Genomic DNA, 20945 nt, shown 5'->3' with positions numbered 1-20945 from the left:
TCCGCTGCCTAATCAGACGGGCTTGGACCCTCTACCGCTGGGATACCCGGCCTCGAAGCCCCCGCATCCGATGACCTACTGGCGGACGCCCTAAGCGGTGCGAGGAGTTCAGCTGCGGGCCTGTCGAACATCCGGTGCAGCACCTGTGCGGATTGCCCAGTGGGCCGCTCTACCTTGCCGGCGAGCCATCGCCTGTAGGTCGGCTCTGAGACGGTCAGGCTGCGGTACCTCGGATCTTCGAGTTCGTCCACCATGAGGCCGGCGACCTTCTTGAACTCCCGCTCGAAGTCGGCGAAGACCCACCGCCGTTGGTCGACCAAGGTCCACAGCAGGGTTTTGGGAGCCGTCACGGAATGGCCCTCTCGTCTCCTGGTAGCGGCTGGCGCAGGCTCCGCTTGTGCGGGATAGCCCCTGCAATAGACATACCCCTCATCGGCTCAACAGCGTGCAGAAATCGGCGAGATGACACAGCGGTGATTCCTGGATGACAGGGAGAGCCGGGAAGTGACGCACCCCCGACATAGCGGTGATCCTGTGCGGCCCGCAACAGTAGGTGGCCGATCACCTCGTCACATCGAGATCCCTGGCTCGGCTGATCCCTAAAACCTCTTCGCGCTATGCCTGTTGGGCGCCAGCTTCGGTGAATCAAGTCATTCCGGCTGGGGGGTCAGGAAGGTTCGTCGACGACGTCCCCAGGAGGCACAGGTAGATGGCAGCGATGCATGCCAGTGAGGCTTCTCGGCTTGTGTACCACCCGGCTGGCCACGACGGGCACCTCCGCAACGCGGTCGAGGAGCTGCGGGCCGGACGGTGGATGGCGACCCGCAGCCTGCTCGCGGCGAGCTGGGGCGACTGGCCGTTGTGGACCTCCCGTACCCAGGTGCTCGGGGCGGTGGCGGCCCGCTCGGATGTTCTCCGGCACTGGGCGCACGAAGACCCGAACGGACCGGGACTGATCACGCTTCAGGCCAGGGCCACGGTGGAGCTGGTACTCATGGTCCAGCAGCAGACCGATCCGCGGGAGTTGGCGCTGCTGGAGCAGTCGGCCCGGGAGGCGTGCTGGCGTGCCGCAACCACGGTCGCCGGCGATCCGGTGCCCTGGATTTGCCTGCTGGCCCTCGCGCAGCTGGATCGGGGCCAGGCTCGCTCCGAGCACCGGGCGCCGGCCCCCGATCCGATGCTGCACCCCGGGCCGTGGGGCCTGCTGGACCAGGCGCGCCGGGCCGATCCGTGGAACCGGGAGGCCCATCATCGGATGTTCCGGTTCTGGACGTCGTTGGACAGGTCCGGCACCGCGACAACCTTTCTACGGACCTACTTGGGCTCCGCACCGGCAGGCTCCCCCCTGTATGCCCTCCCCTTGCACCTGCACGTGGAGCGCTACCGGATGGCGTCGCGCAAGGACGCCATCCGTCGGCAGTGGTCGGGTGGCGAGGTGCGCCAGGACGTGGTGCGGGCGTACGAGCAGTGGCTGGCGGCGCCCGGTGAGCGCGGCAAGTGGCCGGTTGTCGACGAGAGTTACCTAGCTCATGCCCTGTGGGCGAGCCACCACCTCGAACAGGCCGCTGCCGTGTTCGCCTCGCTCTCCCCGTTCGCCTCCTCCCAGCCCTGGTTGAGCCTGGCCGACCACCGGGAGCAGGCCCCGGGCCTCCTCCAGCAGGTCATGGCCCAGGTCGCCGCCCGCCGCTGAGCCACCCGTTCGTGGCTCTGGCCGCGCCCTTGCCGCGCTCCACTGTCGTTCACGCCTTCGGAGGTTCACCCACATGCCCATCTCTCATCGCATCGCTCCCGTCCGGGGAGAGGACGACCACCTTCGATCACTCGGCTACGAGCCCGAACTGACCCGCCGGATGGGCGGATTCGGCAACTTCGCGGTCTCCTTCTCGGTCATCTCGGTGCTGTCCGGGTGCATGACCCTGTTCGGGTTCGGGCTCCTGACCGGCGGCCCGGCCGTGATGATGTGGGGCTGGGTCGGGGTCGGCCTCGCGGTGCTGCTGGTCGGGATGGCCCTGGCCGAGGTGACGTCGGCCTACCCGACCTCGGGCGCGCTCTACTTCATGGCGCACCGCCTCGGCGGCCCGCGGTGGGGCTGGGCGACCGGCTGGTTGAACTTGCTCGGTCTCGTTGGCGGGATCGCCGGAATCGACTACGGCGCCGCCAACTTCATCGCGGCGTTCGCCGGCCTGCAGTGGGGCGCTGAGCCGACTCCCGGGCTGATACTCGCGATCTTCGCGGCGATCCTGATCCTGCACGCGCTGCTCAACCTGCGCGGTGTGCACGTGGTCAGCATCCTCAACAGCCTCTCGGTGTGGTGGCACCTGCTCGGCGTCCTGGTGATCGTCGGCGCCCTGTGGGTCGTCCCCTCCCACCACCAGTCCGCGTCCTTCGTGTTCGGGCACTTCGCGAACGGCACCGGTTGGACGAACCCGGTCTACGTGTCGGCGATCGGCCTGCTGCTTTCCCAGTACACCTACAGCGGCTACGACGCTTCGGCGCACCTGTCGGAGGAGACGACCAACGCGCAGGTGGCCGCTCCTTGCGGAATCGTCCGGTCGATCTGGGTGTCGCTGCTGGCCGGGTTCGTCCTGCTGGCCGGTCTGCTATTCGCGGTGCAGGACTACGACCGCACCCTGAGCGCGGCCGTGCCGCCAGCCCAGATCTTCCTCGACGCGCTCGGGGACAACGGCGCGAAGCTGCTTCTGCTGATCGTGATCGGCGCCCAGCTGTTCTGCGGCTCCGCCGAGACCGCGGCAGCATCAAGGATGATCTTCGCGTTCTCGCGTGACAACGCGCTGCCCGGTTCTGCGACGTGGCGCCGGGTGTCACGCAACGGGACACCCGCGCGGGCGGTGTGGCTGGCCGTCGTAGTGGCGTTCGTGCTGGCGCTGCCCTCGCTTTGGTCTACGGCCGCCTACGGCGCGGTGACCGCGGTGAACGTGATCGGCATGACCCCGGCGTACGCGATCCCCGTCTTCCTGCGGCTGCGCAAGGGCAAGCACTTCCGCCCGGGGCCGTGGAACCTGGGCCGGTGGAGCCGCCCCGTCGGGATCCTCGCGGTGACGTGGGTGGCCGTGGTGACCGTGCTGGTGTGCCTGCCGCAGACCAACCCGATCACCGCCCAGACGTTCAACTACGCGCCGATCACGCTTGTGGTGGTCCTGCTGCTGTCCGCGCTGTGGTGGCGGATGGCGGGCCGGAAGTACAGCGTTCCGGTCGTTGACGACCCCCAGATGGCGATCCTTGAGGAGCAGGTCGTATGAGGGCGGCGGTGCGTGCCTCACGGTCCCGGGCGGCCAGGGCAGCGGTGGCTGAACCGGGCCCGGCCGGGTCGCTGCACCGGTTGGTGGACGCCTTCGGACTCGACACGGTCCTCCTGGCGGCGGTCGATATGCAGGGCCGGCTCAAGGGCAAGGCGTTCGATGCGGCGGTGCTGGTGGAGCGGCTCAGGTCGGGTCGGATCTCTCCGGAGATGTGCGGGTATGTGATCGGCACCGACCTGGGGATGGCTGCCCCGCAGGCCGGCGTCTTCTCCTGGGAGAGCGGCTTCGGTGACGTCGCGCTGCTGCCCAACCCCGGCCAGGCCCGGGTACTGCCGTGGCTGCCAGGCACCGCCGTGGCGTTCGCCGATCCGATCGAGGCCGGCTGGCCGCACTCCCTCGCCCCGGCCACCCTGCTGAACGAGCGGCGCGACCGCCTCGCCGGCCTCGGCCTGGTCGCGGCGGTCGGTATCGAGACGGAGTTCGTCCTCTACAAGGGAACCGCCCGGGACGCTGCAGCGGCCGGGTGGCGGGGCCTTCGGCCGGTGACGTGGGACAACCGCGACTACGCACTCGACCAACCCGGCGAGGTGGACCGCTTCAGCCGCCGCCTGCGGCAGGTCCTCGCCGGGGCCGGGCTTCCGGTCGAGGCGGTCAAGTTGGAAGGCGCCCCGGGGCAGGTCGAGGTGACCTTCCCGTTCGGGGAGCCGAGGGCGATGTGCGAGCAGCACGTGCTGTTCAAGCACGCGGTGCGCGTGGTGGCGGACGAGCACGGCCTGGCGCCAACGTTCATGGCAGCCCCGGCCACCGGCATGGGCAGCGGCATGCACCTGCACGTCTCGCTGCACACCGACCGCGGACCAGCCCTGGGCTCCGGCCTGGACAACGGGACCGCCCTGTCAGAGCTGGGCGAGCAGGCGGTCGCCGGCCTGCTGGAGGTGCTGCCGGTGACGGCGCCGCTGTGGGCGCCGTACGTCAACTCCTACAAGCGGTATGGCGATCACTCGTTCGCGCCGGCCCGCATGACCTGGGGCCGGGACAACCGGTCCTGCGCGGTGAGGGTGGTCGGTCACTACCGGAGCCTGCGGTTGGAGGTCCGGCTGCCGGGAGCGGACGCCAACCCTTACCTCGCGGTGGCGACTGTCCTCGCCGGGATCAGCCACGGCATCGAGGCCGGTCTCAAGCCGCCGCCCGCTACCGACGGCGACGCCTACCAGATGGTTGACGCGCCGCCCGTGCCGCGCTCGCTCGCCGAGGCCGTCGCCGCCTTCGAGAGCAGCACGCTGGCGGCCGAGTTGCTGGGCGAGCAGGTCGTCGCGCACTTGGCCGCCGTCGCCCGCCTGGATGTGAAGCACCATGCCGCTCGCGTCACCGACGCCGAGCTGGAGCGCGGGTTCGCCCAGGCGTGAAAGCCCCGGGCCGGTCGCGGTGTCCCCCGCCCGCGACCGGCCCGGTTCAACCCCTCGTCCGTTACTCCGATCACGCTGGAGGATCCGCATGGCCGCCCCTGCTCGCACCCGAGTGCCCGACCCGGTCGAGGCGCTCGCCCTCACCGTGCCCGAGCGGCTGGCCGCCCCGCACCTGGTGGACATCGCCAGTCCCGGCATGGAGGGCCTGGCCCTGTGGCTGGCTGGCCGCGGTGCCGACGTCACCGGCAGCATCGACCCTGCTGACCAGGAGAGCGCGGTGGTCGAGCAGCTGAGAGTGGCTGGAGTGAAGGTCGCCGTCGGGTTCGCCGCCGGCCACGTTCGTGAGGACCGCTCGTGCGTGGTGTGGTCCGGGGTCGTGATCGGCCCTCACCCCGAACTCGACCAGGCGCAGGAGCTGCGGGTGCCGATTCTGGCCCGCGGGCACGCGCTGGCCGAGGTGTGCGCGCAGGCCGGGCGTACGACGGTGGCGGTGGGCGGCAGCCACAGCACCGCGACCGCGGCGGCCGTGCTGGCAGGGGCGCTCGACGACGGCAAGACGGGCTGGATCCTCAACGCCCCGGCCCGGGGCCGTGCCGCCGGGCATGGCGGCGAGGTCCGGCTGGTGGTGGACCTGTGCCCGGACACCGCGACCCACGAGGCGGCACCGCCCGGTGCCTGGAAGCACCGGCCTGTGGGCCAGCTCCCTGCCCGTACCCCGAAGCCGGCCGTGGTGCTGATCACGGCCACCGACGCGAACAGCCCCCACTACGTGGACAACATCGAGGGCCTGGACGCGGCCACCGGCCTCGCCCGGTCGGCCGACGTCGTCGTCCTGCCGTCCTGGGAACGCGGAACGAAGATCGTGCGCGAGCGGCTGAGCGACCGGCCCGGCCCGCGTGTGGTGACCGTCGGCCTCGACGAGAGCGACGACGTGTGGGTGATGGTGCCCCGCTGGATGGGCGACTGCTACCACCTGACCCTGCGGTACGAGGGCGCCCAGTACCCGTTCGTCCTACCGATCGCCGGCCGCCACCACGCCTTGGCCGCCTGCGCGGCCATCGCCACTGCCCTCGTCGCGGGGGAGAGCGCCGAGGCCATCGCCGAACGCGTTGCCCGGTTCGAGGGCGTCGAGCGCTCGCTGTCGACCCTCGGCACGCAGTCCCAGACCACGGTCGTGGAGTCCCGGGCCCGGCACCCGCGGGAGATCGCCCAGGACGTCACCGCCGCGCGGATGCTCACCGAGGGAAGTGTCGTGGCGGTGCTGGAGCCGGACGGCTTCGCCCGAGCCAGCGCCCACGCCGCCGAACTTGGTACCGCCCTCGGCGACGCCGACCAAGCGGTGCTGCTGCCGGTCAGCACCCCGCTCACCACCGTGCACGCCGACGGCCCCCTCGACATCGTCGAGAAGGCCGCCCGCGAAGCCCTCGGCACCGACGCCGTGCACCGGATCAGGTCCGGGCCCTGCGAACCCAGCATCGAGCGGTTGATCGTCTCCGTCGCCGAGCCCGGCGACCTCGTACTTGTCATCGGCGCGGGAGAGGCTGCCCGGCTCGGACCTCGCCTGCTGTTCCACCTCGCTGCCCCCACCGCGCCCATCCCCCACCACCTGTGAACCGTCCGTCCGCCGCAGGAGAAACCGACATGACTGCACTACCGGCCATGCCCGACCTCACCGCCCAGGACGCCGCGCTCCTGGTCCTCGTCGCCGCCGAAACCAGCTACGACACAATCTGCCGCGACTCCACGCTCCACCTGCGACCGCACGAGGTCGGTGACGCTATCAAGGCCCTGCTCGCCAAGACGGGCACCCGCACCGTGCTACAGCTCGCTGCCTGGGCCACCGCCCGCCGGATCGTCACCGAGACCGTTCAGCCCTGCACCGCGCTGGCTGTCCCCCCGCAGCTCACGCGCCGTCTGTCGCAGATCCTGCGCGGCTGGGCCAACGGACGGAGCACCCCCGAGCTGAGCGCCGATCTCGGCATCTCACCCGCCACTATGCGCACCTATGTCAAGACACTGCTCTCGCAACTGGGCGTCCACAGCCAGGTCCAGGCGAGCGTCGCTGGCGTCCTCGCCGGCCTCACGCTCCTGAGCGACATCGACCCCACGTGGCCGCCCGAACCCCTGGACCGATCCGCCCGACCAAGTGGCGCGGCAGCATGAGCGCCCGGCACCGAGTCAGGCGATCCGTCCTGGGCGCCGCCTGCTTCATCATCGGCGTGCAGGTCGGCGGCGCGGTCCTCTACCTCGTGCAGCACCGCGCCGAAATCCACCAGCCGCTGTATTTGGGGATCTTCGCCGTCGCCGCCCTCGGCGCCCTCGCCGCTATCGACCGCCTCGTCAATCACCGCACCGATCCCTCGGATCGCGGCGACCGGCCATCGGCCGGCTGAACCCCCCTGCACCACCAGCACCACCCCACGGCGGCCGTCCGGGCCAGGGCCGCACCCCTTCGAGCAGCAGAGAGATGATGTGAATGCGCCACCCCTGCAAGCACCCAGTCGATCGGCTGCCCTGTGCCGGCTACGGCCGACCCGCAGGCGAGCAGTCGCGAGCTGGCCCTCACCGCCGCCTTGATATCCGGCGCCGCCCCCATCGGACGTCCGTCAGGGTGAGGCCGAGGGCGCCCTGTCGAGCAACACACCGGTACCGAAGTGATGTTGGCACCATCGGGTGACCGTGACGAGAGTTCAGCGTCGTCGCCGAACGGGCCCCTGCCAGGATCGTCGCTCGGGCGCTTCCCGAGCTGGTCTCCCGTCCACAGCACATGCATGGAGGTCCCGTGTCGCCGTAGCGCGCCGTCCCAGCCGGACGGCACCTGTCTGTACGCGGGTTCCCGTGTGAGCACCCCGTGTAAAGGCCGCGCGGCCCGTACTACCCCTCCCTTCTCACCCTTTTGGAGCAGCACCGTGCAGAGCCTGCGCCAGGCCGTGTCCGTGATTGTCCACGACGAGAAGAACGGCCGGATCGCCACCATCCACTACGCAGCGGCCAGTTGGAGCGAAAGCCCGGCATGGACGATCCCGGGCGGGAAGGTCGAGGAGAGCGAGCGGCTCGACGAGGCCGCCGCGCGGGAGCTGTTCGAGGAAACCGGGCTGGCCGTCCCGGCCGAGGACCTGCGACTGGTCCACACGATCCAGGTCCGGCAGGGCTGGGACGGCCAGGGCGCTTTCCTGCTCTCGGTCTTCGCCACGACCAGTTGGACGGGCACGTTGACCAACACCGAGCCGGACAAGCACCTCGCGGTGGTGTGGTCGGACGCCGCCGCGCTGCCCCGTCCGATGTTCCCCACCTCCCACCAGGCCCTCGCCTCGTACCTGGACGGCGGTCGAGGCTTCTCCACCCACGGCTGGGACGCTGACGTCGATCCCCGTGCTTTGGTCGGAGCCTGACCGGAGGCCAGCCGCGACCGGAGACCGCCCGACCAGACATTCGCCGCACCATCGGCCTGCACGCCGCCGAAGCGGACCTGCTGCGGGGCTCCTTCGACTGGGCAGGTGTCACCGAGTACCCGCTCGACGATCTGCTCTGCCTGCTCCTGACCACCTGACGGAGGCATCTGCGATGACACCCACACCCCCGAGCCCCGGCCGTCCCGAAGGGTCCGACAGCGAGCAGCTGCTGTTCGGTGGCCCGATGCGCTACGACTACGGCTGGGCCCGCCACGAGATGGCTGGCGCGGACGTTACTTTCCTGGCCGTGGCCCGGCAGCTGCCTTCCCTGATGCGGCTGGCCGGGCGGATGGCCTGGCAGGCCGATCGCACCTCGATGGCCATGCTGGTCGGCGCCGAGGTGCTGCGAGGCCTCGCCGCCGCCGTCGCCCTGCTGGCCACCAGCCGGGCCCTCGCCCAACTCCTCACCCCGGGTCCGGTAGAGGACGTGCTCCGCGCGGCGCTGCCCGCGATCATCGTCGTCGGTGCCGTCGCAGGCCTTTCAGCGGTGCTGTCCGCCGCGTCAGGCCGCGCGGCGGGCAAGCTCGAGCCGGCCGTGTTCCGGGTCGCCACTGGTGACTTCCTGCGGATCGTCAGTCGCACGGAACTGGAGGCAATCGAGGACCCGGAGTTCCTGTCCTTTGTGGACAGCGCCCGCTGGGGCGCGGTGTCCATCCAGCACCTGGTCGGCCAGGCCACCTCCGTGCTCACCGCGTCGCTCGGTCTGGTGTCCGCTGGCGGCGTGCTGTCCGTACTGCACCCCGCACTCTTGCCGATGCTCCTGTTGATCTCCGCTCCGCGCGGCTGGGGCGCCGTGCGCACCGCGCGGCGCCGCTACGCCTCCACGAAGTCGTGGTTGCAGCATTCGCGGGCCAGCACCGCCCTGGCGGACATGCTGGTGCGGCCGTGGTCGGCGGCCGAGCTGCGTGTGCACGCCTCCGGGCCGTTCATCCTGGGCCACTACGAGCAGATGGCTCGGGCGGCCGAGAAGGAGCAGGCACGCCTGGCCGATGCGAAGGCCCGCACCGACCTGGTCAGCGCTGCTCTGGCCGGCCTGGCGACCGTCGGCGCGTTCGCCCTGCTCGGCTGGCTCGTGGTGGACGGCTCCATGGCCCTGGCCGTGGCCGGCACCGCCGTGGTCGCGATCCGCACCGGCTCGGCCAGCATCGGCGGCCTCGTCTCACAGATCAACGGGCTCTACGAAGAGGCCCTTTTCGTGCGGGACCTCGACGACCTCCACCGCGAGGGCGCGCGCCGGGCCATCCCCATCGGGGGCCTCCCTCTGCCCGAACGCCCGGAGACCATCCGCGTAGAGGACGTCACCTTCACCTACGACGGCCGCGACACCCCCGCACTGGACAAGATCAGCTTGACCATCGGCCGGGGCGAGGTGATCGCCCTGGTCGGCGAGAACGGCTCGGGCAAGTCCACGCTCGCCCACCTCCTGTCAGGGGTCTACCAGCCCCATCAGGGACGCATTGTGTGGGGGGACGTGAACGTCGCCGAAGCCGATCGCGACCAGCTGTTCTCCTCCGTTGCCCTGCTCGCTCAGAACTTCCAGCGCTGGGCCTTCACCCTCCGGGCGAATCTCCTGTTAGGCCGGCCCGAAGTCCCGTGCAGCCAGGACCAGCTCGACGCCGCCGCAGATTACGCGGACCTGCAGCCCGTGGTCGAGGAGCTGCCGCGCGGCTGGGACACCCTGGTCGCGAAGGGCTACGAGGGCGGAGTCGGACTGTCCGGGGGCCAGTGGCAGCGCATCGCTCTGGCCCGCACCCACCTGCGGCTCACCACCCCGGCACCGGACGGGCGGCTCCCGCACCTCGTGATCGTCGACGAGCCGACCTCCGCGATGGACGCCAAGGCTGAGGTCGCCGCGTTCGAGCAGATCCGCAACCTCACCGAACTCGGCGTCACCGTCGTCCTGATCACCCACCGGCTAGCGGCCACTGCCAAGGCAGACCGCATCTACGTCCTCCACCACGGCCGCCTGGTCGAGCAGGGCACCCACGACGAGCTGATGGCCCAGGAACCCATCACCCAGTACCGCGAGGCATACCTCCTCCAGGCGCGCCAGTACGCCATCTCGCATGTGCCTCAGCAGGCTGCGTCGGAGACCGATCCAGTAGCCAGGTTCTGAACCGGGTACTCGTCAAGCCCCAGGTCACGCCTTTCCGGCGCCCGGTGCGGGGCCGTACCCCCTCCCCGGGCACACCTGCATATACGCCGGGTGCTGTTCGCCTGAGCATGACTCGCTCGCGGGCGCTCGATTGCCTCTCGAAGCGCTGTCGAAGCGCTGCTCGCTCTCACGAACACAGCCAGTACGTCACAGGTTTGCGGATTGCGTGCCATTGTCCTCCCCCACTGGGTGAGGCGTTCACGGACGAGGCCCGTCCCGGAGTTCAGGGACGGGCTCGTGACCGTAGGGGTGGTGATCAGTCCCAGCCGAGGGCCTGCCGGAACTGGTCGAGCTCGCTGCGGGGGATCGACTGGGCCGGGGTGTACAGCAGGTGGGTCACGGTACGCCGGCTGCCGGTGTAGGTGCGGCGCTGGTAGATCCGTACCCGCGGATAGACGACGGTCCACTCTGGGTGGGTCAGGTCGAACAGCTCGGCCAGGTCCTGCGGTAGCTCGTCGCCGTCCTCATCCACCAGTTCGACGTCATCGCTGTCGAGTGGCTGGTGCGTCGTGATCCCGGGGGTGGGGGGCAGTTCGGGGCTGGGCGCTGGTGGCTGCGCGCTGACGGCCGCTGGCGGTTCGAGCGGGGCTGCGGCCGACAGTTCGATGCCGGGCGGGCTGACTGGCGGCGGGTTGCTGACAGCCCCAGCGGTCGGCCCGGTCTGCGGTTCGGGCGTGCTGGCCGGGCCCGTCGACGGCTTGCGGGCGGCCATCAGGGGGTCGCCTTAAAGGCGCCGTAGACGAAGCTCTCGGGGCGGGGCACCTCGAGGCCGACGCGCTCGGAGCCGCGCATGGTCACCACACCCCGCTCGAAGTTGTCTCGGTTCTCGGTGGAGACCTGGACGGAGACCTGCTCGCGGTCGTACAGGCGGGCGCCGAGCCCGAAGGAGCCGAGGAGGAACTTGCCCTCGTTGATCGCCATCGAGTCGACGACGGCGAGCCGCCAGACGACCTTCTGCGCGCCGATCGCGACGTTGACCGCCACCCGGTAGGCACCCTGGTTGTCGGTCTCCAGCTCCAAGTCCTCGAAGTCGAACGGGTGCAGGACGATCCCGGTGGGCGGGAAGTAGGCGAGGAACGCGCGGGTGGCGGCGCGGCGGATCGCGGCAGACTGCTTGTCCGGGTCCACCTGGGCGTAGGTCTGGACGCCCTGGGTGTTGACGATTCCGAGGATCTTCTCGTCTCCGCCGACGCCGTACAGGATCTCGTTGTCCTCGGTCATCTTCACGCCGTCGACCATCTCGGTGTCGATGAGGTCGCGCAGCCGCGGTTCGTCGGCGAGCGTGTTCTTGTGGACCGGCATGGTGTGCGCGATCTCGGCGACCGGGTAGGTGACGGTCTTGAAGGTGAGGTTCGACTGCCCGGCCCTGGCGTAGACCTCGACCGCTGCTCCGCCGCCGGGCGGCACCTCCATGGCCCGCTCGGGCACGATCCCGGCCGCGTTGGTGAAGCCGGTGACCCGGACGCCGTACAGCAGGTTCGCGGTGGTGGTCTGGGAGGGGAAGAGGTCGCGGATGCGGCCCGGTCGCAGGGCGCGCGGGACGATGTCCAGCCGCTCGGCGGTACCCAGGCCGAGGACAGCGGCAGTGCCGGCGGACCGGCTGAAGATGTCCTTGCTGGCGAGCTGGTCGAGGGCGTGGCCGTCCACGGTCACCATCTCGTCGAAGCTTCCCCGGAAGCCGCCGGCGCTCAGGGCCTTGAACTCGTCCGAGCCGACGAACCGCTGACCGAGGGTCTTGGCCTGGCCGGCGCCGAGGCGCGCAGCGAGGGCGGCGTCCTGCGGAGCGTAGGGCTGGGTGGTGGGCTCGTTGAGGAAGGTCTGAATGCCGGCGGCGCCCTCGAGGTCGGTGATCAGCTGCTTGATCTCCTGAGCCTCGCTGAGCGTCTTGCGGAAGGCCGCGGCCTTGTCGGGGGAGACAGTGACGCCGCCGTCCTCGATCGTGAAGGCGTTGCTAATGGTGTCCAGCTCCGCCGCCTTGGCGCGCAGCGCGGTGTTGAGCTCCTTGAGCCGGGTCTTGTCGGCGGTCACGAGGTGACGCTCCTTGGTGTTGAGCCGGGCCGCCCCGCCAGCGCGGGACGAAGGGGTGTCACGTCGTGCGCCCGGTCAGCACCGGAGCGCCACGGCGATCGGCACACCGTAGGAGCGGTCAGCCCTTAGTGTCGCGCCGAGACTTGGGCAGGTTGCCAGCGTGAGCTGACACCTCACGCCCGCGCTTCAACTCCCTCTCCTCACGGGACCATTGGGTGTTCCCACGGCGGCCTTGGGCTGGTGATTGTGGAGCGGTCGGGCAGAGCGCCGGACCTGCCGGGCGTGACTCGGCCGCTTTCGATCGGAGTGCCGCCGTGTACCCCTTTCCCCGCCCGGACTTGCCGCAGGTGTCCGACGACCTCGACCCGCCAGCAACAGCGCCGGCCGATCGGCCGGGCAGCAGTCTGTCCGTCGCAGGGGCCCAGTTCCAGGTCCTTTCCTCGGACGAGGGTTGGATGCTGCGCGCAAGCATGCCCGGGGAAGGAACGGCGCTGTACGGGCCGTGCGCCGGGGAAGCGCGAGCCGACGCGTGGCTGCACCAGCTCGCGGCCTGGTGGCTGTGGCCGCGGGCGCAGGTGCGCGGCGTCTGGGGATGCCTCGCCCGGGTGGAGGAGGGCTGGGTCACTGCTCTGGCTCACACCGCCCTCTCACCGCAGGTGCAGGGTCACCCGGATGTGCAGGCCGCCGAGGAGTACGCCGCCCGTCACCTGATCACACCCACTCTTTGGTCGGACGTGTCGGACTCGGGTCTGCCGGAGGCGGTCCGCAGGATCGAGAAGCAGTTCTGGGTGCGTGAGGGGTTCCGGGTGCTGGCCACGTGGGCGAGCAGCACGCTGGGGAGCCTGACCCGGGAGGCCTACCGGTCGCGGGAACTGGCGCGGGGCAACTTCCCGAGCGTTGACCTCGCGGAACGTCTTGGGGTCTCCCCCGCGACAGTCTCCAGCGCGACGACGGGACGGAGTTGGGACCCGCCGATCAACAGGGCACGAGGGGTTCTCGCAAGCCGAGCGCGTAGTGCCCGGTAGTACCAGGCAGCCCGCTGAACGCCGCAGCGCCCCACCCTGTCTGGGTTGGGCGCTGCGGCGTTCAGCGGGTGACGGGCCGGTCCCACAAGGCCGCCCAGGTGAGCGGTCCGACCTCACCGTCGTCGGCGAGCGGCCAGCCGTTGGCCGCGGAGTCTCGCTGGAACGCGGTGACCGTGGTTCGGGTGTGCTCCCCATACCAGCCGTCTGCGCCGTCAGGGCCGACGCTCCAGGTCCGTTCGATCAGTCGGGCCTGCACGGTGCGCACGTCACCACCGTGCATCAGCGGCTCGGTGAGCCGCAGGATGCGGCCGGGGAAGGGCGGGGCGCCCGACACCGGCCCGGACGGCGGCGCGGGCGCCGGTCCCGTGCCCGATCCGACCGGCCGGGGTGCGCCGCGCTGGATCCAGCCGTACAGGTCGTCGCCCGGGCAGTCCGTGGCGTAGCCGTCGCGATGGCCGCGCACCTCACCTCCGGCACCGCCGGACGCCTGGCAGTACTCGATGGCGTCGACCAGGCCGTCCAGCATCGCGTCCGTCGGCGAGGTGATGCCGGAGGTTCCGACCATCGCGCAGACCGCGTAGTGGCCGGTGTTCAGCGCCGAGTTGCCGTTGGCGCCGTTCTTCCGACCCAGGCCCCGCCCTTCGAACACGGACCCGTGCGGGCACACGACGAACGAGTACGCGATGTCGATCCAGCCCTCGGACGCGTTCGCCATGTGCGAGGCCTGGATCGCGCGGACGTGGCCGGCGCAGCGGCCGTGATCGGCGGCGAGCGCGCCCGGGACGGCCGATCCTTCGTAGTGGATCTTCACGCCTCGCGTGGAGGTGATGCGGGTGTAGGAGCCGGTGGGCGCCGCTGCGCCCCACTCGGCGCGGGAGACGAGCTTCATCGGCCCGCCCCCCGCAGGCAGTCGTTCGGGTAGCTGATCGGCACGGTGTCCTCCCGGAAAGGGGGTGGATGGTGTGCCGGGAAGCTAGGTCCGCGCCGCAGCTAGCGTCGCGTCGTCACGTGGCGGGGTTGGCACCCTCACGTACTTCGGCGAACAGCGCCAGAGCGGCGCCGATCTCGCCGGGCAGGAGGGTCGTTGAGGCCGACTTGCTCTGCTTGGCCGGCGTGTCAGGCTGCTGCCAGTCGATGCCGGCTGAGGCGAGCACGGCGACGAGGTGCTGGACGGCGGCCGCGAGTCGGCTGGCGTTCTCGCCGGACAGGGCCCGGCCTTCCTTGCTCTCCACAGTGGTGAGGGTCTTGAGGTGGGATGCGACCCGTTCCAGATCCGGTACCAGCGGCGCGACTGCGGCGTCCGCGCCGTCGCCTTCGACGTCCAGGATCAGGCGCACCGGACGCGGTGGGCCTGCGGTCGGCTGGCCGTCGCCGTCCAGGGTGTACGGCACTTCCCAGGTGGTGGTGCCGTAGCCGTCCTCGGTGTACTTCCACAGCGAGGCGATCACCCGGTCCGGGTACGTGCCGATGATCTGGAGCGTGCCGCCACCGAACTCGTCGTCGCTGGTTGGCAGAAGGCGCTGTTGCACGGAGGCGGTGATCGTGTCGATGCGCTCTTCCAGCGTCCCGGCGAGCGGGGCGAGTTCGACTTCGGCCTCCCGTAGCAGTCCGCGGGCCTTGGCGTCCGGGTGGTTCTTGAGGTCGAGGGTGGAGGTGTAGGGGTTCGCGCCGAACAGGACTGGGCTGTACTCGTACAGGTCCAGGTCGGTGATGTGTCGGGCGCCCTTGCTGCGCTTGGAGGTGCGGACCTTGTAGCCGATCGACCACTGCACCTGGTCGCTGAAGAACTGCAGGTTGGCGTACATGTCCTGGCCGGCCTGGGTGGAGAGGTTGCAGCGGCCCTTGACCAGGAGTGCCCCGGCCCCGGCGGGCCAGGGCTGTCCGTCCGGCAGCGTGGCCGGGAGCCGGGGGTCCCCGGGCATCAGCTCTTCGATGTGCTCGGTGCGCGCGGTCCAGACGTTCCAGTCGTGCGACCACACGCCCTTCGGGGTGAGCTCGGCCAGGGTGCGGGTGTAGGCGCCCGGCTCGATGACGTCGCCGTCGTGGTCCAGGAGACCGGTGACACTCACGAGGGTGGTGAAGGCGCCCTGTTCGTCGTCGGTCTCCAGGAGGCCGAGGGTCGCCTGCTTGTGGTCCAGCGTGCTGCTGGCTGTGCGTGCTCCCACCGTGTCGCTCCCGTCCGAGGCTTGGTGCCGGCCACCGTAGGCGCGGATGGGGCCTAGGGTCTCGCCTAGTCCTCGTAGCCGAAGTAGTCGTCGTGCTCCTCGGGGTGCACCTCGTAGACGTGCCAGTCGCCGGGCCCGGCGAGGACGACGACTTCGTTCTCGTCCAGGCAGCCGATGCCGGTTCCTGGGACGGCGAGGATGCGGGTCACCGGTACGTCGCCGCTCATGACGTGTCCGGACACGTCGCCGCCTTGTGTGGCGAACTCCTCGGCGATGTGTTCCTCGGTCGAGAAGGACGACAGTGGGCGCAGTGGGAGGTTGGTGATGGTCCCGGAGCCGTTCACCTCCCGGGTGTGGGTGTCGTCGTAGTCGTCGGTGAAGCCGCGGTGCACAGTGACGTGGTCGATTCCCAGGGTGGCGAAGTGCTCCTGAGTGGTCTCCCACATGGCGGTGAGGAAGGCGTTCAGCACCTGGCCGTCTTCGGCGAGAACCTGTTGTGTCTCGGCTTCCAGTTCCTCGTGGCCGTGGTCCCAGGGCAGCGTGTCCGCGAGGTTGAAGCGGCGGCGGGCTGTCTCCTGTAGCGCGAGGGCGTTGGGGTCGTGATCGTTGGCGGTGGAGGCCCAGCCAGCCACCAGGTGGGAGACGGCCTCGGCGCGGGCGAAGTCGCGGTACTCGTCCCCGGTCATCCGTGTGTAGCCCCACGGCTCTCGGCGGGCTCCGCTGTCCAGGTCGGCCTGATCAACGTACTCGGCGTACCCGTTGGCGCCGTAATCGTGCTGGTAGGCGGCAAGTTGCCCGGCCCGTACTCGGGTGAGGCGCTCGCGCTGCCGGTCGGACAGCAGTTGCTCGTCCGTGATGGCGCTCATGCGCTGGGCAAGCGAGCCGCACATGGCGGCCTTGACCTTCCCGGCGGGGCGTTCGCCGCTGCCGAGCAGCTGCGCGTCGGTGACGTGCTGGCCGGAAGTTCGGGTGTGCGGGAGAGCGACGGGGGCAGTACCGGCGTGCTCGGCGAAGCGCCCGCGGTTGTCTCGGCTATGGCGGTGTTCGTCCCACGGGCGAGTCTTGGCCCGCAGGCGCAGGGTGACGGTGGTGGGCTCGGCGTACACCGTGCTGCTTTCTGCCTGGTGGTGTGGGTCGCGGCAGGCTGGCACCGGAAGGGGCGCAGCGTCGCGCCGAGAGCATGCCGAGCCGGCGTCAGTCGACCTGCTGCCAGTGCCAGGTGCCCGGGCCGGCCAGGACGACGACCCCGGCTTCGTCCAGGCAGCCGATCCCGGTGGCCGGGGTCGCGATGATGCGCCCGGCGGGCACGATGGCGCTCATGACGATGCCGGGGCCCTCGTCGGTGGCGAACTGGTGGGCCACGTCGGGGTCGAGGGAGAACGCCGAGAGGGGGCGCAGGGCTGGCTCGCTGAGGGTGCTGCTGTCGGCTGCCCACCCGGTGGGCGGTTGGCCGTTGGGGGTGCTCATGCCTCGGAACACCGTGAGGGAACCGAGGTTGGCTTCGGCGAGGTGGGTCTGGGTGCGGTCCCACATGGCGGTGAGGAACGCTTCGATCGCGAGCCGGTGGGCGGCCTGGTGGTCGGCGGTGGCCTGCGCGAGGTGGTCGACGCTCGGCCAGTCGGCGGCCGGCTGCAGGCCGAAGTGGTCGCGGGCGGTTGCTTGTAGCGCGAGGGCGGCGGGGTCCTCGTCGTTGGAGGTCATTGCCCAGGTTGCGACCATGCGGTTCACGGCTTCCGATCGCAGGAGTTCTCGGGCCTTCTCGGGGCTGACCGGTGTCCACGAGGGGTGTGGGGGCGGGCTGCCGGGACCAGTGGTGCGTAGCTGTCCGGTCGCCGGGTCGTGGTGCGCGCGGGCGTAGCCGTTCTGGACGTTGGCCAGGCGGATGCGGTCGTTCTCCGTGAGGAGGGCATCGTCCGGCACGTCCTTCAGGTCCCGAGTCAGACCGGCGACGACGTTGGCCTTGTATGCCTGCGCTACGCGTTCGCTGTCGCCGTCCCGGAACACCAGGCCGTGTTCCTCCTCGTCGAACCGCGGCTGCGAGCGTGGACCGCGGGCGGGCCGGGCTGCGGCGGCCCGGATGCGCTCGAGCAGCGGGTCGGTGCTGGCGCCTGGTGTGTGCGCGAAGCGCCCCTGGCCATCCCGAGGGTGCAGATCCTCGCGAAAGGGCTGCTGCTTCACGCGGAGGCGCAGATGGACGGCAGGAACGGCAGGATTCGGCACGGCACTCCCTCGGCAGCGCTGGGGCGGAGGGTGCACAGTGCCAAGAAGTCGCCGATAGCGTCGCTGCGTCGCAGGACCGCCGATCCGCGTTCCGGCCTACGCAGTTGGGCGAGGGCGTGGGATCAGGTGTCTTGGTCGACTGCGGGCTCTTGGTGGGCCTCGTCCAGTAGCTCTTGGGGGGCGGCCTTCCCGAATGGTTGGGTCAGGACGCGGCGGGCTGCCTCGCTCCGATCGATGCCGAGCACTTCAGCGAGGCCGTCGAGCGTGGTCACGGGGTTGCCGTTGGCGTAGCGGATGTCCCAGCGTCGGCTGCGTAGCCAGTCTTCGTTGAGCTGCTGCCGATCGCTGGGTGGGGTTCCGGTGCTCATGCTCCATCCTCACACGTGCGCGCACGGGCCCTGGGGCGGCCTTTGGCGGGCTTGACGGGGGGTCAGTGCTGGATCCGCCAGGCCAGGCGGCATCGGCAGTTCAGGGCCTGCCCCGGGGGTGCTTGGGGGTCGCCGGGGTGGCGCAGGAGGTCCTGTCCTACGGCGAAGGGCTGTCCGAGCGGTTGGGTCTGGCCGTCGGCGGCTTCGTGCTCGGGTCGGGTCCGGCCGTCGTCGTGGGCGACCCAGCGGCGTACGAGGCCGGCGCGGGCGGTCGCGGCGGCGGCCTGGTCGCGGGCGATCTCGATGGTGGCGGTGGCCAAGCGGTTGGCCGTGCCGGTGGCCCAGGCCGCAAGTGAGCGCCCCCAGTCTCGGGTGGTGTCGGTGATGCCGGTGAGGTTCTTCCCTGCGCGGTCCGCTTCTCGTACTTCCTCGGCGAGGACGTTGGCCTGTTTGGCCAGCCAGTCGGTGAGCAGCGGGGCGAGTGCGGGCCAGACGGTGACCGTGCTGGTGCCGGTTGAGCCGAGGGCGGCGTTCAGTTCGTTCGCTGCGGCGTCGGCGGCGTGCTCGATGAGGGGTTGGAGGGCCTGGGTCGCTTCCTGCTGCCACGTCGCTACGTCGATGACCTGCTCGACGGGTAGGTCCTTGCTACCGGTCCGGGTGTCCTCGGTACCGCGGTCGTCCCAGTGCCGGGTGCCCTTGCGGTGTCGGGGGGCGCTGAGCCGGGCGACGGTGCGTTCGGTCCAGCGGACGGCGAGGGTCTGGAGCGCGTCGTCCAGGCGGGCGTGGAGGGTCTCGGCGGCGGTCTCGTCCAGCGGCAGGTCGGTGGTGGTGTCGAGGGCCTTGGCCGTGCGCGGTGGCTGGCTGGTGGGCGGCGAGGCGGCCGGGGTGAAGGCCTGGGCGTCGGCGGCGCGGGCGGGGACCGGGGTTCGGCCGGAGGTGAGCCACAGGGCGCGGGTCGCCGGGGTGTCGTCCACCTCATCGGAGTAGCCGGCGAGTTCGGCGTAGGAGCGGACGGACCGGACACCGGCGGCGACCTCCTCTCGGGCCTCGGTCAGACGCTTGGAGCGGGCGTTGCGCAGCACGTCGATGTCGGAGGTGTCGAAGTAGACCTCGTTGCCGTCGCCGGCGTCCTCCTGGAAGCCAGCGGCGAGCAGCGATAGGTGTGGCGGCATGGTGACTTCCCAGAACTGCAGCTTCTCGGCCTGGGCGTTGTCGTAGGTGCGGCCGCTGGCGTTGCCGAGCTGGGATTCGGGGACGCCGAACGCGGCCAGGAGCTCGACTTTGGAGTTGAGGGACACCGTCTCGTAGGCCATGTCCCGTGGGGTGGTGGAGGTGTCGGTGACGGTGATGTTGCCGCCGGTCAGCACGGTCCAGGCGCCGGCAGCGGACGGTCCGCCACCGAACTTGGCGCGCAGCAGCCGAAGTTCGCTGTCGTCCATGTCGCCGTCGATGCCGATGACACCGCCGGGCCGGGCGTCGTTGTGGACGAAGCTGAGGTTGTAGTGCCGGGTGAAGAAGTCAAGGTCGGCGGACAGGCCTGCGGCCTCCAGCGGGGTGATGCCGGAGTAGGGGTCGAGAGGGTGCGGGTTGCGGATCCATCGCACCCGGTCCACGTCGAGCGTGCGCAGTTCGCCCGTCGGCGTGACGGTCTCGAAGTGGGAGACGAGGTCCGCGCCCTTGCCGGGGACTGGCCTGGTGCGCCCCGGGGGCAGGAGGTCGATGCGCAGGAGGTCGCCGCCCCGGCTGAACGTCGGCTCGAGGAAGACGCCGCGCTTGCTGAGCAGGAGCTGCATGCTCGCCCGCTTCTTGAGGATCCAGGCGACCTCGAGGGGGTTGGCCTTGACGTTCATGGCCTGGTAGAGCGGGTGGTCGGCGAGCGGCGGCAGGGGCTCATCGGAGCTGTCGCCGCGTGGGCGCACACGCAGGAGTCGATCGGCAGCGTGGTTGGCAATGGTGTCCACGGCCTTGTAGATCCACACGGCGCGTTCCATGCCGTCCTGGACGGCTCGCTCAACGGACCACGGCCGGGCCCGGTCGATGCCGGCGGGCGCCCAGTTGAGGGTGTAGTTCGGCTCGCTCTTGGTGTCCGGCGGCGGGGTGCGGCGCAGGGTGGGGAACCATCGGCGGGACATGGGCGGGCTCCTCCTACTGCTGCTCGTTGTCGCGCCCGAGGATGGTGGCGACGGTGAGCGCGGACAGGCTGGTGCAGGCCATGCCGAGCCGCGGGTCCGTGGTGTAGGCGGCCGCGTTGAGGCCCGCAGCGCCGAGGGCGAACAGGACTACGGCGGCGATGTCGCGCACCCGGCGTGCTGCCGGGTGCGCGACGTCGTTCTTGGTGCGCGGGTTGGGCCTGCTGGGTGTCGTCACGGCACGCAGGCTAGGCAGCCCCGCTGCTTAGCGTCCCGGTGTGGCTGGCGGCGGGGGTGCGCCGTGCACCCGAGGTGCTGGCGAGGCGGACGGCGGGCGCGGTAGCGGTAGCGGTGCCGGCGGGGTGCGCCTCGGGGGTGCGGCGCTTGCGGGTGCCGACGGGGCCGCCGTGCAGAGTGGGATCGGAGCCGGGGCACTCGGTGTGCAGGGCCTCGTCGTAGGGCTTGCGGCAGTGGATGCACATCACCTCGGCGGAGGAGACCTTGGTGGTGGCCGGAACGCGGTAGACGCCGCGTCGGCGTGCATATGCAGCGCCCTGTGCGTCCACGGGGACGTAGGCGGCGATAACCCATTCATGCGAGAGCTTCTCAGCGGCCGTGGTCATTTTGAAGCTCCTTTCCGAGCCAGGGCTGATGCGTTCTCAGCAGGTGATCTTGAGGAGTGCGGTGGCGTGGTCGGGGCGTGACCGGTAGTGGTCGGCTGCGGCGGCGATGTTGGT

19 protein-coding genes are annotated in these 20945 nt (G+C 70.6%); 9 read left to right on the top strand and 10 right to left on the bottom strand.

Annotation, left to right across the window (positions count from 1 at the left end; all coding sequences use genetic code 11):
* Nucleotides 1-709: 709 nt before the first annotated feature.
* The 8 genes from ACZ52R_RS42125 (at nucleotide 710) to ACZ52R_RS42090 (ending at nucleotide 10234) form a co-directional block, all read left to right on the top strand.
* On the top strand, nucleotides 710-1690 hold the full coding sequence (locus ACZ52R_RS42125) for a hypothetical protein (RefSeq protein ID WP_465755434.1): 981 nt from the start codon (nucleotides 710-712) through the stop codon (nucleotides 1688-1690).
* A gap of 73 nt (nucleotides 1691-1763) precedes the next feature.
* A complete protein-coding gene (locus ACZ52R_RS42120) occupies nucleotides 1764-3260 on the top strand; it encodes an amino acid permease (protein ID WP_465755433.1) in 1497 nt (498 codons plus the stop codon).
* A gap of 44 nt (nucleotides 3261-3304) precedes the next feature.
* Nucleotides 3305-4666 (top strand): glutamine synthetase family protein, encoded by a 1362-nt coding sequence (locus ACZ52R_RS42115; protein WP_465755432.1) that lies wholly within the window; start codon nucleotides 3305-3307, stop codon nucleotides 4664-4666.
* Nucleotides 4667-4754: 88 nt separating this feature from the next.
* Complete coding sequence (locus ACZ52R_RS42110; protein WP_465755431.1) at nucleotides 4755-6278, top strand: Mur ligase domain-containing protein; 1524 nt, start codon at nucleotides 4755-4757, stop codon at nucleotides 6276-6278.
* A gap of 29 nt (nucleotides 6279-6307) precedes the next feature.
* Nucleotides 6308-6829 carry a helix-turn-helix transcriptional regulator gene (locus tag ACZ52R_RS42105; protein ID WP_465755430.1) on the top strand — a complete coding sequence of 174 codons (522 nt, stop codon included), beginning with the start codon at nucleotides 6308-6310 and terminating at the stop codon, nucleotides 6827-6829.
* Nucleotides 6826-7059 (top strand): hypothetical protein, encoded by a 234-nt coding sequence (locus ACZ52R_RS42100; RefSeq protein ID WP_465755429.1) that lies wholly within the window; start codon nucleotides 6826-6828, stop codon nucleotides 7057-7059. The genes ACZ52R_RS42105 and ACZ52R_RS42100 overlap by 4 nt, the downstream gene beginning before the upstream one ends.
* A gap of 516 nt (nucleotides 7060-7575) precedes the next feature.
* Complete coding sequence (locus tag ACZ52R_RS42095) at nucleotides 7576-8058, top strand: NUDIX domain-containing protein (protein ID WP_465755428.1); 483 nt, start codon at nucleotides 7576-7578, stop codon at nucleotides 8056-8058.
* Nucleotides 8059-8230: 172 nt separating this feature from the next.
* A complete protein-coding gene (locus tag ACZ52R_RS42090; RefSeq protein ID WP_465755427.1) occupies nucleotides 8231-10234 on the top strand; it encodes an ABC transporter ATP-binding protein in 2004 nt (667 codons plus the stop codon).
* 295 nt (nucleotides 10235-10529) lie between these two features.
* On the opposite strand, the gene ACZ52R_RS42085 is transcribed toward ACZ52R_RS42090, so the two are convergent.
* A complete protein-coding gene (locus tag ACZ52R_RS42085; protein WP_465755426.1) occupies nucleotides 10530-10985 on the bottom strand; it encodes a hypothetical protein in 456 nt (151 codons plus the stop codon).
* A complete protein-coding gene (locus ACZ52R_RS42080; protein WP_465755425.1) occupies nucleotides 10985-12301 on the bottom strand; it encodes a phage major capsid protein in 1317 nt (438 codons plus the stop codon). The genes ACZ52R_RS42085 and ACZ52R_RS42080 overlap by 1 nt, the downstream gene beginning before the upstream one ends.
* A gap of 347 nt (nucleotides 12302-12648) precedes the next feature.
* Here ACZ52R_RS42080 and ACZ52R_RS42075 point away from each other — a divergent pair, with 347 nt between their 5' ends.
* Nucleotides 12649-13326 (top strand): hypothetical protein, encoded by a 678-nt coding sequence (locus ACZ52R_RS42075; protein WP_465755424.1) that lies wholly within the window; start codon nucleotides 12649-12651, stop codon nucleotides 13324-13326.
* A gap of 61 nt (nucleotides 13327-13387) precedes the next feature.
* Here the strand turns inward: ACZ52R_RS42075 and ACZ52R_RS42070 are convergent, their stop codons facing one another.
* The 8 genes from ACZ52R_RS42070 to ACZ52R_RS42035 form a co-directional block, all read right to left on the bottom strand.
* Entirely contained in the window at nucleotides 13388-14215 is an 828-nt protein-coding gene (locus ACZ52R_RS42070; RefSeq protein WP_465755423.1) for a peptidoglycan recognition protein family protein, read from the bottom strand.
* 115 nt (nucleotides 14216-14330) lie between these two features.
* Entirely contained in the window at nucleotides 14331-15491 is a 1161-nt protein-coding gene (locus tag ACZ52R_RS42065; RefSeq protein ID WP_465755422.1) for an HK97 family phage prohead protease, read from the bottom strand.
* A gap of 65 nt (nucleotides 15492-15556) precedes the next feature.
* A complete protein-coding gene (locus tag ACZ52R_RS42060) occupies nucleotides 15557-16597 on the bottom strand; it encodes a hypothetical protein (RefSeq protein WP_465755421.1) in 1041 nt (346 codons plus the stop codon).
* Nucleotides 16598-16685: 88 nt separating this feature from the next.
* Nucleotides 16686-17669, bottom strand: a complete 984-nt coding sequence (locus tag ACZ52R_RS42055) for a hypothetical protein (RefSeq protein ID WP_465755420.1) — start codon at nucleotides 17667-17669, stop codon at nucleotides 16686-16688.
* Nucleotides 17670-17833: 164 nt separating this feature from the next.
* On the bottom strand, nucleotides 17834-18079 hold the full coding sequence (locus ACZ52R_RS42050; protein ID WP_465755419.1) for a hypothetical protein: 246 nt from the start codon (nucleotides 18077-18079) through the stop codon (nucleotides 17834-17836).
* A gap of 62 nt (nucleotides 18080-18141) precedes the next feature.
* Nucleotides 18142-20211 (bottom strand): phage portal protein, encoded by a 2070-nt coding sequence (locus ACZ52R_RS42045; protein WP_465755418.1) that lies wholly within the window; start codon nucleotides 20209-20211, stop codon nucleotides 18142-18144.
* 13 nt (nucleotides 20212-20224) lie between these two features.
* Nucleotides 20225-20446, bottom strand: coding sequence for a hypothetical protein (locus tag ACZ52R_RS42040; protein ID WP_465755417.1), 222 nt, complete (start codon nucleotides 20444-20446; stop codon nucleotides 20225-20227).
* 10 nt (nucleotides 20447-20456) lie between these two features.
* Entirely contained in the window at nucleotides 20457-20831 is a 375-nt protein-coding gene (locus ACZ52R_RS42035; protein WP_465755416.1) for a hypothetical protein, read from the bottom strand.
* Nucleotides 20832-20945 lie beyond the last annotated feature (114 nt).

It is taken from the genome of Kitasatospora sp. NPDC034023 (assembly GCF_055575795.1).
Note: the sequence above shows the minus strand (reverse complement) of the source record. Positions and strands in the feature narration are given on the sequence as shown.

Excerpts from the sequence above, each read along its gene's own strand:
- ACZ52R_RS42045 (WP_465755418.1), bottom strand. The coding sequence starts at position 20,211 with ATGTCCCGCCGATGGTTCCCCACCCTGCGCCGCACCCCGCCGCCGGAC.
- ACZ52R_RS42120 (WP_465755433.1), top strand. The coding sequence starts at position 1,764 with ATGCCCATCTCTCATCGCATCGCTCCCGTCCGGGGAGAGGACGACCAC.
- ACZ52R_RS42125 (WP_465755434.1), top strand. The coding sequence starts at position 710 with ATGGCAGCGATGCATGCCAGTGAGGCTTCTCGGCTTGTGTACCACCCG.
- ACZ52R_RS42110 (WP_465755431.1), top strand. The coding sequence starts at position 4,755 with ATGGCCGCCCCTGCTCGCACCCGAGTGCCCGACCCGGTCGAGGCGCTC.
- ACZ52R_RS42100 (WP_465755429.1), top strand. The coding sequence starts at position 6,826 with ATGAGCGCCCGGCACCGAGTCAGGCGATCCGTCCTGGGCGCCGCCTGC.
- ACZ52R_RS42050 (WP_465755419.1), bottom strand. The coding sequence starts at position 18,079 with ATGAGCACCGGAACCCCACCCAGCGATCGGCAGCAGCTCAACGAAGAC.
- ACZ52R_RS42105 (WP_465755430.1), top strand. The coding sequence starts at position 6,308 with ATGACTGCACTACCGGCCATGCCCGACCTCACCGCCCAGGACGCCGCG.
- ACZ52R_RS42070 (WP_465755423.1), bottom strand. The coding sequence starts at position 14,215 with ATGAAGCTCGTCTCCCGCGCCGAGTGGGGCGCAGCGGCGCCCACCGGC.
- ACZ52R_RS42035 (WP_465755416.1), bottom strand. The coding sequence starts at position 20,831 with ATGACCACGGCCGCTGAGAAGCTCTCGCATGAATGGGTTATCGCCGCC.
- ACZ52R_RS42090 (WP_465755427.1), top strand. The coding sequence starts at position 8,231 with ATGACACCCACACCCCCGAGCCCCGGCCGTCCCGAAGGGTCCGACAGC.
- ACZ52R_RS42085 (WP_465755426.1), bottom strand. The coding sequence starts at position 10,985 with ATGGCCGCCCGCAAGCCGTCGACGGGCCCGGCCAGCACGCCCGAACCG.